The 14,412-nt window shown below is 66.2% G+C and carries 13 protein-coding genes; 7 read left to right on the top strand and 6 right to left on the bottom strand.

The window, feature by feature from the left end; genetic code table 11:
* Positions 1 to 50: 50 nt before the first annotated feature.
* Positions 51 to 767, bottom strand: a complete 717-nt coding sequence (locus tag CAL29_RS11620; RefSeq protein WP_094853188.1) for an SDR family oxidoreductase — start codon at positions 765 to 767, stop codon at positions 51 to 53.
* Between the two features lie 60 nt (positions 768 to 827).
* A complete protein-coding gene (locus CAL29_RS11625) occupies positions 828 to 1,493 on the bottom strand; it encodes a peroxiredoxin-like family protein (RefSeq protein WP_094853189.1) in 666 nt (221 codons plus the stop codon).
* A gap of 151 nt (positions 1,494 to 1,644) precedes the next feature.
* Here CAL29_RS11625 and CAL29_RS11630 point away from each other — a divergent pair, with 151 nt between their 5' ends.
* Complete coding sequence (locus CAL29_RS11630; RefSeq protein WP_094853190.1) at positions 1,645 to 2,544, top strand: LysR family transcriptional regulator; 900 nt, start codon at positions 1,645 to 1,647, stop codon at positions 2,542 to 2,544.
* 64 nt (positions 2,545 to 2,608) lie between these two features.
* Here the strand turns inward: CAL29_RS11630 and CAL29_RS11635 are convergent, their stop codons facing one another.
* Entirely contained in the window at positions 2,609 to 4,093 is a 1,485-nt protein-coding gene (locus CAL29_RS11635; protein WP_094853191.1) for a SulP family inorganic anion transporter, read from the bottom strand.
* Positions 4,094 to 4,232: 139 nt separating this feature from the next.
* On the bottom strand, positions 4,233 to 5,168 hold the full coding sequence (locus CAL29_RS11640; protein WP_094853192.1) for a LysR family transcriptional regulator: 936 nt from the start codon (positions 5,166 to 5,168) through the stop codon (positions 4,233 to 4,235).
* A 187-nt stretch (positions 5,169 to 5,355) separates the two neighbouring features.
* Between CAL29_RS11640 and CAL29_RS11645 the strand changes: the two genes are divergently transcribed.
* A complete protein-coding gene (locus CAL29_RS11645) occupies positions 5,356 to 6,348 on the top strand; it encodes a Bug family tripartite tricarboxylate transporter substrate binding protein (protein WP_094853193.1) in 993 nt (330 codons plus the stop codon).
* Positions 6,349 to 6,469: 121 nt separating this feature from the next.
* On the opposite strand, the gene CAL29_RS11650 is transcribed toward CAL29_RS11645, so the two are convergent.
* The gene (locus tag CAL29_RS11650; protein ID WP_094853194.1) at positions 6,470 to 7,378 is read right to left on the bottom strand and encodes a LysR substrate-binding domain-containing protein; all 909 of its coding nucleotides are present in this window, start codon (positions 7,376 to 7,378) and stop codon (positions 6,470 to 6,472) included.
* Between the two features lie 126 nt (positions 7,379 to 7,504).
* Between CAL29_RS11650 and CAL29_RS11655 the strand changes: the two genes are divergently transcribed.
* The 5 genes from CAL29_RS11655 to CAL29_RS11675 are packed head-to-tail and all read left to right on the top strand — an operon-like array spanning position 7,505 to position 12,819.
* On the top strand, positions 7,505 to 7,909 hold the full coding sequence (locus CAL29_RS11655) for a carboxymuconolactone decarboxylase family protein (protein ID WP_094853195.1): 405 nt from the start codon (positions 7,505 to 7,507) through the stop codon (positions 7,907 to 7,909).
* On the top strand, positions 7,906 to 9,417 hold the full coding sequence (locus CAL29_RS11660) for an aldehyde dehydrogenase family protein (RefSeq protein WP_094853196.1): 1,512 nt from the start codon (positions 7,906 to 7,908) through the stop codon (positions 9,415 to 9,417). Before CAL29_RS11655 ends, CAL29_RS11660 begins: the two co-directional genes overlap by 4 nt.
* 33 nt (positions 9,418 to 9,450) lie before the next feature.
* On the top strand, positions 9,451 to 10,332 hold the full coding sequence (locus CAL29_RS11665) for an NAD(P)-dependent oxidoreductase (protein WP_094853197.1): 882 nt from the start codon (positions 9,451 to 9,453) through the stop codon (positions 10,330 to 10,332).
* Between the two features lie 34 nt (positions 10,333 to 10,366).
* Complete coding sequence (locus CAL29_RS11670) at positions 10,367 to 11,347, top strand: Bug family tripartite tricarboxylate transporter substrate binding protein (protein ID WP_094853198.1); 981 nt, start codon at positions 10,367 to 10,369, stop codon at positions 11,345 to 11,347.
* A gap of 5 nt (positions 11,348 to 11,352) precedes the next feature.
* The gene (locus tag CAL29_RS11675; protein WP_094853199.1) at positions 11,353 to 12,819 is read left to right on the top strand and encodes a M20 family metallopeptidase; all 1,467 of its coding nucleotides are present in this window, start codon (positions 11,353 to 11,355) and stop codon (positions 12,817 to 12,819) included.
* Here CAL29_RS11675 and CAL29_RS11680 read toward each other — a convergent pair.
* The gene (locus tag CAL29_RS11680; protein WP_094853200.1) at positions 12,807 to 14,372 is read right to left on the bottom strand and encodes a gamma-glutamyltransferase family protein; all 1,566 of its coding nucleotides are present in this window, start codon (positions 14,370 to 14,372) and stop codon (positions 12,807 to 12,809) included. The genes CAL29_RS11675 and CAL29_RS11680 overlap by 13 nt on opposite strands.
* Between the last annotated feature and the right edge of the window lie 40 nt (positions 14,373 to 14,412).

A 14,412-nucleotide genomic window follows, 5' to 3' on the forward strand; every position in this document is an offset into this window, starting at 1 on the left:
AGGAAGCGCGGCAGGCCACGTGGTGTGCCGGCATCGCCGCTTCATGCCCCTCAAAACCCCGCACGTCCAAGCGAGGCGCCGCCATCGACGTGCAGGGTCTGGCCGGTCATGAATCCGGCATCGTCGGACAACAGGAACGCGATGGTTGCGGCGATTTCGTCCGGTTTGCCGAAGCGGCCCATCGGGACGCCGGAGAGATAGCGGCGTTCGCCCTCGCTGCCCGCCGGGTTGTTGGCGCGGAACAGTTCGGTTTCGGTCGGGCCGGGCGCCACGGCGTTGACCGTGATGCCGGTATCGGCCAGCTCCAGTCCCCAGCCGCGGGTGAAGCTGACCAGCGCGGCCTTGGCCGCCGCGTAGGCCGTGCGCTGCGGCATGCCGAGGATGGTCAGGCTGGAAATATTGACGATGCGGCCCCAGCCGCGGGCTTTCATGCCCGGCAAGGCCGCCTGCGCGGCCGCCAGGGCGGGATGCAGGTTGACGCGCAGGACTTCATCGAGCGTGGGCAGGGTGACATCGGCCAGCGGCGCCGGGCGGACGAGACCCACGTTGTTCACCACGCCGTCCAGCGGGAACCGCTGCACGATGCCTTCCAGCGCCGTTCGCGTGGCGTCGTCATCGCCCAGGTCCACGGAGAGGAAGGCGCCGGGAAAATCGTCCGGCGCGGTGCGCGCGATGCCGACGACGCGATGACCGGCGGCGGCCAATCGCAGCGAGAGGGCAAGGCCGATGCCCTTGCTTGCGCCGGTGACGAGAAAGGTGCGGGACATGCGTGCTCCTTCGCCGCTCGCCAAGCGGCGAGCGGCATTCGGTTGATTCAGGCGGTTGATTCAGGCGGCGGCCTTGCGAATGGCCGGCAGCATTTCCGACGGATCGGGGCGACGGGTGTAGTCGGGATTGACCTCGGCATAGACGATGGTCCCGTCCGGCGCGATCACGTAACGGGCCGGCATCGGCAGGGTCCAGCTCGGATCGCCGTTGAATGCCGGCAGGTCGTTCTTCAGCGATTTGTAGAGGTCCACCAGGTAGTCCTGCAGCTCGAAGCGCAGGCCGAACGCGGCGGCCACGTCGTTGCGCGTGTCCGAAAGGATCGGGAATTCCAGCGCGTTCTGGCGCACGGACTTGCGGCTGTTGGCAGCCACCTGCGGCGAGATCGCCACCACGTTGGCGCCCGCTTCGCGGATGTCCGGCAACGCGGCTTGCAACGCCTGCAATTCCATATTGCAGTACGGGCACCAGACGCCGCGGTAGAACGTCACCACCAGCGGCCCCTGGCGCAGCAGGTCGGCGGAAGAGACCGGTTTGCCCTCCGGGTCGTTGAGGGTGAAGGCAGGCGCTTGGTCGCCAGCCTTCAGCGCTTTCTGCGCCGCGCCGGAAGCAATGAGCTCAGCGGTGGCGCGGTGCATGGTGTCGATGACCGGGCGAGGCACGCTGTAGGGCGGCTTGCCGGCCTCGAAGTCGGCCTTGAAGGCGTCGAGTTTGTCTTGCAGCGACATGGGGAATCTCCTCGGAGGGATTGGTGAAGGAAGGGTCGGGAATCGGGGGAAGCCGATACAGCCTGGAAGCTGTTGACCGGGATTCTGGATGGTCTCCGGGAGGAATGGCAGATATGATGTAGCCATAATTCTTATTCCTGTAAGGAATGGCATGGACCGATTGCTGGCGATGACCACCTTCGTGCGCGTGGTGGAAGCGTCTTCCTTCTCCGGCGCCGCGCGCGTGCTGGGCGTCGGCCAGCCGGCGGTTTCCAAGACCGTGGCGCAACTGGAGCAGCGGCTGAACGTGAAACTTCTGCTGCGCTCCACGCATGGGCTGACGCCGACCGAAGCGGGCTTGCGTTTCTATGAGCGCGCGCGCGTCGCCATACAGGAAGCGGACGAGGCCGAGCTGGCCGCGCAAGGGGAGGGCGCCGGATTGTCCGGCCGACTGCGCATCTCGGCGGCGCCCACGTTCGCGCGCTTGCACGTCATTCCGCATCTGCCGCGGTTTCTGGCCGAGCATCCCGGTCTTGAAGTGGACGTGGTGCTGGACGATCGCACGATCGACCTGATCGCCGAAGGCATCGATATCTCGTTGCGGATGGGGACGCTGGCCGATTCGGGCATCGTGGCGCGCAAGTTGGCGTCATCGCGCCGGTCCGTGTTCGCCACGGCCGCATACCTGAAGCGCGCCGGAAGACCGCGCGTTCCCGCCGACCTGGCCGATCACGAAACGCTGGTGTTCCCGCAATTGAGCAATGCGTGGAGCTTCAGCCGCGACGGCGCCGAGGTATCGGTGCTGGTGCGGGGCCGGGCGCGCTTCAGCGCCGCCGAGGGGATTCGCGCCGCCGTGCTCGCCGACATGGGCTTGGCCATCGCGTCGGACTGGATGTTCGCGCCGGAACTGGCCGATGGCCGGGTGCTTCGCTTGCTGGAGAAGTGGTCGCTTCCCGACATCGACCTATGGGCGGTGTTCCCGACGGGGCGCCTGGCCACGGCCAAGGCGCGCCTGTTCGCGGAGTTCGTCGAGGAGGTGATGTGCGCCGGCGACCGGATCTATCGAGGATAGTCTCGTCGCGCCCGGGCACGGCCCCGCGGGACGGTGCGCCCGAACTCCCCGAACCTGCCTGCCGCTAGTGCGCCGGCCCGGCCAAAGCCTTCGTCCCGGCCTTGTCGTGCGTGGCGTACTTCTCGATCATCGTCGCACTGGCTCGATTCAATCCCGAGATATCGACGGCAATGCCATTGCGGCGGAACTTGTCGACGATGCGATCCAGCGCCTCGATCGCCGTGATATCCCAGAAATGCGCATGGCTCAGGTCGAGATGGACCGACCGGACTGACTCCTTGAAATCGAACTCCGACACCAGGGCCTCCGACGAGGCAAAGAACACTTGTCCGCGGACGATGTAGCGGCGTTCGTCCGCCTGCTCGTCCAGTGTCGAGTCCACGCTCAGGATGCGGCGGGCTTTTTCGGTGAAGAAGACGGCGCTGAGGAGGACGCCCAGTCCCACGCCGATAGCCAGGTTGCCGGTGGAGACGACGGCCGCCACGGTGGCGAGCATGACCACCGACGACGTCTTCGGATTGGTTCTCAGCTTGACCAGGGAGCGCCAGTCGAAGGTGCTGATCGATACCATGATCATCACCGCGACGAGCGCGGCCATCGGGATCTGCCGTACCCAGGGGCCGAGGAAGACCACCAGGACGAGCAGGAACGCGCCGGCGACGAAGGTGGACAGGCGTCCGCGTCCGCCCGATTTCAGGTTGATGACGGTCTGCCCGATCATCGCGCAGCCCGGCATGCCGCCGAGAAATCCCGCCACGATGTTGGCGCAACCCTGGCCGCGGCATTCGCGGTTCTTGTCGCTGGACGTGTCGGTGAAATCATCGACGATGCTGGCGGTCATCAAGGACTCCAGCAAGCCGACCACGGCGATGCTGGCCGAATAAGGGAAGACGATGCGCAGCGTTTCCAGCGACCACGGCACTTGCGGCAGCGCGAGGATGGGCAATCGGTTCGGAAACGCGCCCATGTCGCCCACGGTGCGCAATTGCAGATGCAGCGCCATCGAAATGGCGGTGAGCACGACGATGCACACGAGCGGCGAGGGAACGGCCTTGGTGAAGCGGGGAAGCAGGTAGATGATCGCCAAGCCGCCGGCCACCATGACGTAGACGTACCAGGCGGCATTCTGCAATTGCGAGATCTGCGCCAGGAAAATCAGGATCGCCAGGGCATTGACGAAACCGGTGATGACCGAGCGCGACACGAAGCGCATCAGCGAGCCGAGTTTCAGGTAGCCGGCCGCGATCTGCAGCACGCCGGCCAGGATGCCGGCAAGCAGCAGGTATTGGACGCCATGCGTCTTGACCAGGTCGCTGACCAGCAGCGCCACCGCGCCGGTGGCCGCGGAGATCATGCCGGGACGGCCGCCGGCGATGGCGGACACGACGGCGATGCTGAAGGCGGCGTACAGGCCGACCTGGGGATCGACGCCCGCGATGATGGAGAAGGCGAGCGCTTCGGGAATGAGCGCCAGGGCGACGACGATGCCGGCCAGGATGTCGGCGCGCACGTTGGAGAACCATTCCTCGCGGAAGGTATGCGTTTTCATGGGAGGGCCTGGGGAAGAAGGACGCGGATCAGGCCGGCTGGAGAGGATCGCAGGGAATTAGCGGCTGAAACGTTGCAGCGCGGCATTCTAGGACATCGAGCAGGAGGCGTCCAACAGGAGGTGTCTATTCGGCCGGAGCTCACGCGGCCATGTGCCTGGGCATCCATTCGCAGAATACCTGGACGGCGATCGAATCCGTTTCCTTGCGCCATAGCAGGCCTATGGGGCGGATCGGATCCTGGCGCGCGACGTCCAGGACGCACACCTGGCCCGTGGCGAGGGCGGGGCCGGCCAGGGTATGCGGCAGCAGCACCAGCGCGTCGCTTTCCGCGACCATGGTGGTGATGGCCGACAAGGAACTGGTGGTGATGTTGACGAGGGCGGGGCGGACCGGGCTGTCCTTGTACCAACTGTCGAACAGGACGCGGCCGGTCATGCTGTGGGGAAACGCGAGCCATTGCTCCTTGGCCAGCACGGACAGGTCCAGGCGGCGCCGGCGCGCGAGGCGATGTCCTGTCCGCGCCAACACGACCGGCCGGTCGGGCAGCAGCGGGACGAAGCGGCAGCCCTGCGGCGTCTGCGAAGGTTGCCGTATCAGCAATACGTCCACGGTGCCGGTGGCCAGGTCCTCGAGCAGGGCCGCGCTCTTGCCCTCGTTCAGGTGGAAATGGATTTCGCGGTGGGCCTGCGCGAAATGCGCGAGGGCCGACATGATGGGGCCATGGCAGGCCGCGGGCATGGCGCCGATATGCACGACGCCCGCCGCGCCCGATTGCAGGTCGGAGAGCGATTGCGTCGCGGTTTGCGCCACCTGCAACATGCTGCGCAGGAAGGGCAGGAGCGTGCGGCACGCCGGGGTGGGGCGCATGCCGCGCGCGTGCCGCTCGAAGAGCCGCGTTTCGGCCAGCCGTTCCAGGTCCCCCAGCAGCTTCACCACGCTGGGCTGGCTGATGTCCGCCTCCGCCGCCACTTTGTGCGTGTTGCCGAGATCGGCGGTCAAGACCACGAGTTGGAGATGGCGAAGCCGGACTTTGCCGATCATCCGGTTCAGCAGGGTGGGTGCGTCGCGAGTCATGGAGGCCGAGGTTGGCGTGTCTAAGGGAGTTTATCAAGGAACCGATAGCATTTTGGCATCGTTCGGGTCGATTTGCTTTTGCTCCTTGCATTGGAGGACAGGACAATGCCCGGCAGCGCATGCCATCACGATGGACTCGTGGCGGGCCGTCCTTCATATTCAACATCCATAACGACAAGGGGTTTTCATGTCCGGTTTCATTTCCCATATTCCAGGACGCCGCGCCTGGCTGTGCGGCGCGGCCGCCCTGGCGCTCGGCCTGGCGGCGCCCACGTATGCCGATACGTTTCCGTCGGGGCGCATCACGCTGGTCGTGGCGTTTCCCGCGGGCGGCACCAACGACGCCGTGGCCCGTTATCTGGCCGAGCCCCTGGGCAGGATCCTGGGCCAGCCGGTGGTCGTGGACAATGTCGGCGGGGCGGCGGGCGCCATCGGGGCCGCGCAGGTCGCGCGCGCCGCGCCTGATGGCTATACGCTGCTATTGGGATCGGTCAACGAGACCGTGTTGGCGCCCATCACCAACCCCTCGGTGCGGTATGGCTACAAGGATTTCACGCCGATCGCCAAGGTAGGCAGCACCGCCTTCGTGGTGGTCGGCCGCAAGGACCTCCCGGCCAACAGTATCGACGAGGTCGTGCAGCTCGCGCGCCAGAAACCCGGCACCCTGACTTTCGGCAGCACGGGCGTGGGGTCGTACCAGCAGATCGTCATGGAGAACATCCAGCAATTGACGGGCGTTTCCATGGTCCACGTTCCCTATCGCGGCGGCGGTCCCATGCTCACGGACCTGCTGGGAGGCCAGATCGACCTGGCGGTAAGCCTGCCCACGACGATGCTGCCGCAGATCAACCGGAAAAGCGTCAAGGCCTACGGCGTCACCGGCCAGACCCGCGACCCGGCCGCGCCCGAACTGCCGTCCATCAACGAGGGCAAGGAAATCAAGGGCGTGGATTTCGTGTTCTGGTTCGGCGTGTTCGGTCCCAAGAGCCTGCCCGAGGATCGCCGGACCCGTTTGCAGGCCGCCGTCGTCCAGGTGCTGAACGACGCCACGGTGCGCAAGCAGTTGCAAGCCGCGGGCCTCGCGGTGGCGACGCCGCAGGAACAGGCCTCGCTGCCGGCCTTCCTGGCCGAGGAGGACGCCAAGCTGCGCGCGGCGACCAGCAAGATGAAGTTCGAGTGAACGCAGGTGGGCGGCGCGTCATGCAGTCCGTTGCAGGACGCCGCCCGGGGTTGCCGCCTGTTCGGACGCTCATTCTCCATGAGCGACCGGGAGCACCGGGCCACGGCTGCAAGCACGGCGCCTAGTCATGAAGCGTCCGGCTGAACGAAATCAGCATCGAAGCAAGTCTGCGCGCGGCGGGGGCCAGGGGGACGGCGGTGCGTTGGACAAGGCAGATGTCGGCGCTTGGAATAGGCTCGGAAACCGGAATGACGCTTAGCGAGGACTCGAAACCGCCGGGTTCCACGACGAAGGATGGTCCCAGGAAAAGATAGTCGCTTTCGCTGACCAGCCGCAGCGTGTCGAGCAGCGAATCGACGGTCATGGCGACTTTCGGCTGCGGCAGGTCGTTATCCAGGAACCAGTCCCCCAACCGGTTGGATGGCGTTCCCGGGCGCCCGAGCGGCTTGGTGTTGATCCACTCGGCGTCGGCCAGCGCCGCCACCGACGTGGCGCGCGCCAGCGGGTGTCCGCGCCGGCAGAGGATGCGCGGCCTGGAAGCCAGCAGGCGGGTGCTGTGAAGATCGGTCATGTCGCTGCGCGCCGAGACCAGCGTTACCGAGAAATCCAGTTTCCCTTCCCGTATTCCCGTTAGCAGCATGGAAGACGGCCCGCTCGCGATATGCACGCGCACGGCGGGGTGATCGGTGCGAAGTTGGCGCAAGGGCACGGGAAACAGCCGCGCGCAGGCTTCCGCTGATCCGCCCACCGACAGCGCGCCGGTCAGTTCGCCATTGAAATAACCGAACTCCTGTTCCGCGCGATCGCACTCGCCGAGAATGATCCGCGCTCGGGCAAGCAGGCACGATCCCTCGGGCGTCAGCACGACGCCGCTTTGCGCGCGCACGAACAGCGTCGCATTCAGCGATCGTTCTAGCCGCCGGATCTGCTGGGTCAAGCCGCTTTGCGCGATGCCCAATATGCGGCTGCCCGCCCGTATGCTGCCTTGCTCCACGATCGCCACGAACGCTCGCAACTGGTCCAGCGTCATGGTGTAAACCCCTATAAGTTTTGGCGATCATGATAATGATATTGACATCTTCCCTGCTCTTGGGGGCAACCCTAGACTTGCCTCTGTCCGGCTCGTCGACCGGACCTTATGTCAGAGGAAGATGCAATGAGCACCAAGGATCTGTTCAAGCGTGGCGAGGAAATTCGCCGCGAGGTATTGGGCGAGGGCTATGTCGCCAATTCCGCGGCGAGCACGGACGCGTTCAGCGAGCCCATGCGCGAATTCGCCATCAAGAATCTTTGGGGAGACGTCTGGGACCGTCCTGGCCTGGACCGCCGCGCCCGCAGTATCGTCAACCTGGCCTTGCTGTCGGCGGCCAATCGGCCGTCAGAGCTGAAGGTGCACCTGCGGGGAGCCCTGAATAACGGCGTGACGCGCGAGGAGATCAGCGAGATCTTCCTGCAGGTCGCGCTTTACTGCGGCATACCTACCGGCAGCGACGCCACGCGCATCGCGCGGCTGTTCTTTGCCGAGTACGACGCCGAGCAAGCCGCGCAGGCCGCGCGATGAGCGCCGGCGCCGTGCGTGATGCCGACCCGTCTCCCCTGGCTTGGCTACGGACCTTGCTCGGCTTGTCCGCCGATGCCCCGTTGGGCTCGTACATTGGCGGGACGAACGTCGCCGGCCAGGGTGCGGCGATCGCCCTGACCAATCCGGCAACGGGCGGGGCATTGCTGGAGTACAACGATGTCACCGCGGAGCAGGTAACCGCCGCGCTGGAGAATTCGCAACGAGGACAAAGCCAGTGGGCCGCCAGGACGGCGCAGGCCCGCGCGATAGTCCTGGCCGAACTCGGCCGGCTCGTCTCGGTCCATGCCGATGCCCTGGCCCGCCTGGAGTCGTGGTCCTGCGGCAAGGCGATCAAGGGTAGCCGCGCGCAGATGGCCGCGGTGGCCGAGACCTTTCGCTATTACGCGGGCTGGGCCGACAAGTTCACCGGACAGACCATCCCGGTTCCGACCGGGCAGCTCAACTACACGTTGAGGGAGCCGCTGGGCGTCATCCTGCAGATCATGCCCTGGAACTCGCCCCTGTATCTCGCGGGCTGGAATGCCGCGCCCGCGCTGGCGATGGGTAACGCGGTGCTGCTCAAGCCGTCCGAGCTGACCCCGCTGACGGCGCTGGCCCTTGCAAAACTGGCGCTGGACGCGGGCCTGCCGCCAGGAACCCTGAACGTGGTCAATGGGCTCGGGCAGACGGCAGGGCCGGTCGCCATCGACCATCGCGCGGTCAAGAAAGTCGTATTCGTCGGGTCGACGCAGACGGGCAGGCGCGTGAACAGCGCCGCCGGCCTGAGGCCGATCCCCTGCTTGCTGGAGCTGGGCGGGAAATCCGCCAATATCGTCTTCGACGACGCGGACCTGGAGCAGGCCGCGCGCGCCGCCGTCGTCGCGGCCTTCGCCAACACCGGACAGAACTGCGCCGCCGGATCGCGATTGCTGGTGCAGCGCAAGGTGCATGACGTCTTCGTCGAGAAAGTCGTGGCGGCTTCCCGCGCCTACAAGGTCGGCCACCCCTTGGATGAAAGCGCCGACTGCGGCCCCATCAACAATGCCGCGCAGTACCGCCGAACCTGGGACATGATCGCCATGGGCCTGGACGAGGGCGCAAGGCTCGCCCTGGGCGAGGGCAGGGCGCCGGCGCAGGATGGCTATTACATCGGTCCCACGATATTGACCGGCGTAAACAACCGGATGCGTATCGCCCGCGAGGAGATTTTCGGTCCGGTCGTGGTGGTGATTCCCTTCGATTCCGAGGACGAAGCCGTCGAGATCGCCAACGACTCGGAATTCGGACTGGCCGGCGCGGTATGGACGCGCGATATCGCGAGAGCCCATCGGGTGGCCGCGCGGGTGAGGGCGGGCATTTTCTGGATCAATATGTTCCGCGACATGCACGTGGCGACCCCTTTCGGGGGCTATGACAACAGCGGCTACGGGCGCGGAAGCGGCATGGAAGCCCTTTACGAGTACACACAGACCAAGAGCATCTGGGTTCCCTTTACGACGGGCGCCTGACTTTCCCTTTTCCTGGAATCAACCGGTATCACCATGACGGACAAACAGATCATCGGCATCATCGGCCTGGGCAATATGGGCCGGGGCATGGCCAACACCCTCAAGCGCGCCGGCTTCGGCGTCATCGGCCTGGATCCTTCGGCGGCCGCGGTCGCCGCTGCCCAGGCGGACGGCATCGAGCTGGCCTCGGACCTCAAGGCCTTGGCTGCCGCCGCTTCGACGATCGTGCTTTCCCTGCCCAACACGCAGATCGTGCAAGCGCTGGTGCAAGGCGAGCAGGGCCTGGCCGCGCTGGCCAGGCCAGGTACGCTGATTATCGACACGACGACGGGCGATCCGGCCTTGACCCGGGATGTGATCGCGCTGCTTGCCCGCCACGCGCTGCGGTATATCGATGCGCCCGTCAGCGGCGGACCGCGCGGCGCCGCGAGCGGCCAGATGACCATGTTCATCGGCGGATCCGAGGAGGACGTGGCCGCCGCGCAGCCGGTTCTGGCAGCGCTGGGTTCCAAGCGCTTTCACATCGGGCCGGCGACGGCGGGCCAGGTCGGCAAGCTGGTGAACAACCTGCTCGTGGCCTCGCACCTGTTGACCGCGAGCGAAGCCTTCCGCATGGCCGAGGCGGCTGGGGTGAGCACGGCGCAACTGATCGACGCGGTGAACGCCGGCAGCGGCCGCAGCGGCGTGACGATCTACAACTATCCCAGCCGCATCATGAACAACGCCTTCGACTCGGGCTTCACCATGGGACTGATGCGCAAGGACGTCGGCCTGGCGATCGGCTTGATCGATCAATTGGGCCTGCAATTGCCGATTTCCGCGGACGTCGGCACGATCTGGAAGGCCAGCGCCGCGGAATTGGCCGATGGTGAGGATTTCAATCGTATCGTCACGCTCAATGGAAAGACCGCGTAAAGCGGGCAATCCTGCGAATCACAAGGGGAAGAAAATGAATCGCTATTTAAAGTCCGCGGCGCTCCTGGCCGTTGCATCCTTTGCCGCCTTTTCCACGCCCGCCGCGTCGGCCGCCTATCCCGACAAGCCGATCCGGCTGATCGTGCCATTCCCGCCTGGAGGGACGACCGATACCGTGGCCCGCTTCGTCGCCCAGGCCTTGAGCGAGAAGCTGTCCCAGCAGGTAGTGGTCGACTACAAGGCGGGCGCAGCCACCATCATCGGAGCGGACTTTACGGCCAAGTCGGCGCCGGACGGCTATACGCTGATGCTGGCCACCGCGACGACATTCACGGTCAATCCCATACTCTATCCTGAGTTGTCCTACGATCCGATCAAGAGTTTCACGCCTATCGGCCTCGTGGGGACCACCAGCCTGGTCCTGCTCGCCAACAAGAAACTGGAGCCCGCCAACGATCTGCAGACCTTGCTCGCTGAAATACGCAAGGATCCTTCCAAATACTCATACGGTTCGCATGGCAATGGCACGACGGTGCATTTCGCGGCCGAGATGCTGTGGTCGGCGGCCAAGGTCAGGATTACGCATATTCCCTACAAGGGCGCCGCGCCTGCCCTGACCGATCTGATGGGCGGCCAGATTCCGATCAGCTTCGACGCGGTGCCGGCGGCGGCATCGGCCATCAAGACCGGCCTGATCAAGCCTATCGCCGTCACGGGTCCGACACGCGCGGCGGCCATGCCCGATGTCCCCACGATCGCGGAAAGCGGCTTTCCGGGCTTTTCGATGCAGACCTGGTTTGCCGTGGTCGGGCCGGCTCATCTTCCCGGCAACGTGCAGAAGACCCTGGAGAAGGCGCTGCGCGCCGCGGTGGACGACAAGACGGTCCAGGCCAAGCTCGTCGAGGCCGGCCTGGAGCCGAAGTTCGAAGATCCGACTAGCTATACGGAGCGGGTTCACAAGGAGATCGCCGCCCTGCGCCCGATCGCCGAAGCCAATCACATCATTCATAACTGAGCCGCATGGATTCGTCGACCCACAGTGCGACCGGGAGAGAGGCGGCCTGCGAAAACCGGTCGAGGTGCCTGGAAGCCGCGGCGGAATACTTCGACGATGGCGGCTTCCTGCGGGATTTGAATCGCAGGGTGGGGTTCCCGACCGAGAGCGACCGGAATCCCGACCTGGCGGTGTTGGCCAGTTATTTGAGGGATGAAATGGCGCCTGGGCTGCGGGCGCTGGGTTTCAGCGCTCGCCTATTGCCGAATCCCGTCGACGGCGCGGGTCCGTTGCTGGTCGCTAGCCGCGTGGAATCGCCCGAGTTGCCCACGGTCTTGCTTTACGGCCATGGCGACGTGGTCAGCGGCAACTCGCCGGCCTGGCGCGCGGGGCTGGACCCGTGGCAGGTCGTCATCGAGGACGACCGCTGGTATGGCCGCGGTACGGCGGACAACAAGGGCCAGCATACGATCTGTCTCGGTGGCCTGGCCGCCGCGCTGGAAGCGAGGCGCGGGGCATTGGGATACAACGTCAAGGTGCTGCTCGAGAGCGGCGAAGAGGCGGGCTCGCCCGGTCTCGAAGCCTTCTGCGCCGAGCAGGCTGGTCTGCTCGAAGCGGACTTGTTCATCGGGTGCGATGGGCCCCGTATCCGGGCCGATCGTCCCACGCTATTTCTCGGTTCCAGGGGAATGGTCAACTTCACTTTGTCCTTGCGTTGCAGGGAGAGGGCGTTCCACTCGGGCAATTGGGGCGGCGTCATCCGCAATCCCGCGACCGTGATCGCCAGTGCGGTGGCATGCCTGGTCGATGGACGCGGCGTGATGCAGGTGGCGGGTTTGCGCGCGCCGGCCATTTCGGACGCGGTGCGGGCGGCGGTCGCGACGCTGCCGATAGGTGGGGGCGAGGGCGATCCCGTCCTGGCCGAGGGATGGGGGGAGCCCGGCCTGACGCCCGCCGAACGCCTGATGGCGTGGAACACCATGGAAGTGCTGGCCTTGGGCGCGGGCGATGCCGATCGTCCGGTCAATGCCATTCCTGCGCGGGCCGTCGCCCATTGCCAACTGCGATTCGTGCCGGGCACGCCGTGGCAAGCGCTGCCTGCGTTGGTCGCCGCGCATTTGCGGGCGCACGGCTATGGAGATGTCGACGTCGAACTGGGGATGCACTCGGCGGCGACGCGGCTCGATCCCGCCGATCCATGGGTGCATTGGTGCGCGGAATCCCTCGCATGCACGACGCAGCGTGTCACGTCCATCATGCCCAACCTGGCCGGGTCGATTCCGAATGCGGCCTTCAGCGATGTGCTGGGTTTGCCGACGCTCTGGATCCCGCATTCATATCCCGCCTGCGGGCAGCACGGTCCCAACGAACACCTGCTCGGGTCGCTTGCAAGAGAAGGATTGCAGATGATGGCGGGCGTCTTCTGGGATCTTGGGCAAAACGATGCCCCCTGGTTTATTGGGCATCGCCGCCTGAGCGTTCATACGGCATAGACATCCCCGTCGCGGCGGCGGTCGGTCCAGGCGCCGATAGTGTCCGGGCCTGTCCTGCCGACTAGTTTGCTGCTGCCCAGGCTTGCGCCGTCGAGATCGCGCATGGCGAAACCCAGGGAGCGGAGCGCGTCCCGCTGCGCCGCTGGTATGCCAGGTTCGAGTTCCAGGACGGTCGGTCGATGCGCGGTAATGTCCTGGGGAGCGGTGCCGGGCGTGACGACCCAGCGCGGGGCAGAGACGGCCATCTCCGGCGGGGCCTGCTCTCGCAGCAGCTTCATGATGACATGCAGATTGGCTTGGGGCTGGACATCCGCGCCGGGCGAGCCGCCCGCCCAGCAGTTCGCGCCGTCTTTCCGGACGACGTAGTTGTGCAGGGTGTGCATGGATCGTCGCCCTGGCGCCAGCGCGTTGGCATAGCGGTCGTCGAGAAAGAAGCCGCTGAGGCGGTTGTTCAGGACGATGCCGCTGCGCTGGCCGACGACCCCCGAGCCGAACACGTCGAAGAGGCTGAGTATGACCGACACCGCGTTGCCGTCGGCGTCCATGACGGCCAGCGCCGTCGTGTTGCCGCTGCAGGAGGCGTTGATGGGCTGCGACGCGGGCCGGGGGGCCGGGGCGCGCTCGATCAGCGTTTGCGCCGCGGCATGCGCGTCTTCCGAGTCCTTCAGGTAGTCCAGCCGTTCATTGAACGCCTGGATCAGGGCCAGGGCGGTGTTTCGCGTATCCTCGCCCTCCGGCGGGATGCGTTCCAGCAAGGCGAGGGCACGCAATAGCACGAAGCCTTGGGAAACGGGCGCCTGCGAGTAGATGTCGTGGCCGGCGAAGCGACAGCGTAACGGCGGCCCGACTTCCGGCCGCACGCGCAACACGTCCTCATGCGTCATCAGGCCGCCGTCTTCCTGGGCAGCTTGCGCGAGATCGCGGCCGACCCATCCGCCATGGAATCCTGCCGCGCCTTCCTGCATGAGCAGGTCGATGGCCTGCGCGAGTTGCGGTTGCCGCAAGCGGTCGCCGGCTGCCAGGGGGCGACCGTTCGGCGCGAAGATGCGCCCCCACGCCTGCTGGCGCGCGAGTGCGGCCTGGCGCGTGGCGATCAGCGCGCCGAGCCGCGCGCCTACGTCGAAGCCTTCCTCGGCCAGGCGGCGCGCGGGTTGGAGAACGTCGGCCAGCGGCATGGCGCCCCAACGCCGGGCCAGGGTTTCCAGGCCCCAGGCGGTGGCCGGCGTCTGGGCCGACAAGCCTCCATGTTCGGGCACGGTGATCAACCCCATGGACCGGTAGCGCGCTATCGATGCCGCCATGGGCGCGGCGCCCGTGGCGTTCAAGGAGACCACGGGTCGATCGCGCAGGGCGACCAAGGCGAACAGGTCGCCGCCCAGGCCGGTCATGTGCGGCATGGCCACGCAGGCTGCCGCCGCCGCCGCGGTGGCGGCATCCACCACATTGCCGCCGCAATCGAAGATTTTTCGCGCGGCGTCCACGACTTCGGGAGAGCCGCCCGCGATCGCGAACTTCTTTCCGTTCGCGGCGCGGTAGGCGGGGGTATGCGGCATCAGGGGTCTCCAATGGGTTTGCGGAAAACGGTCGGGTCGG

The organism is Bordetella genomosp. 10 (genome assembly GCF_002261225.1).
Classification (GTDB): domain Bacteria; phylum Pseudomonadota; class Gammaproteobacteria; order Burkholderiales; family Burkholderiaceae_B; genus Bordetella_C.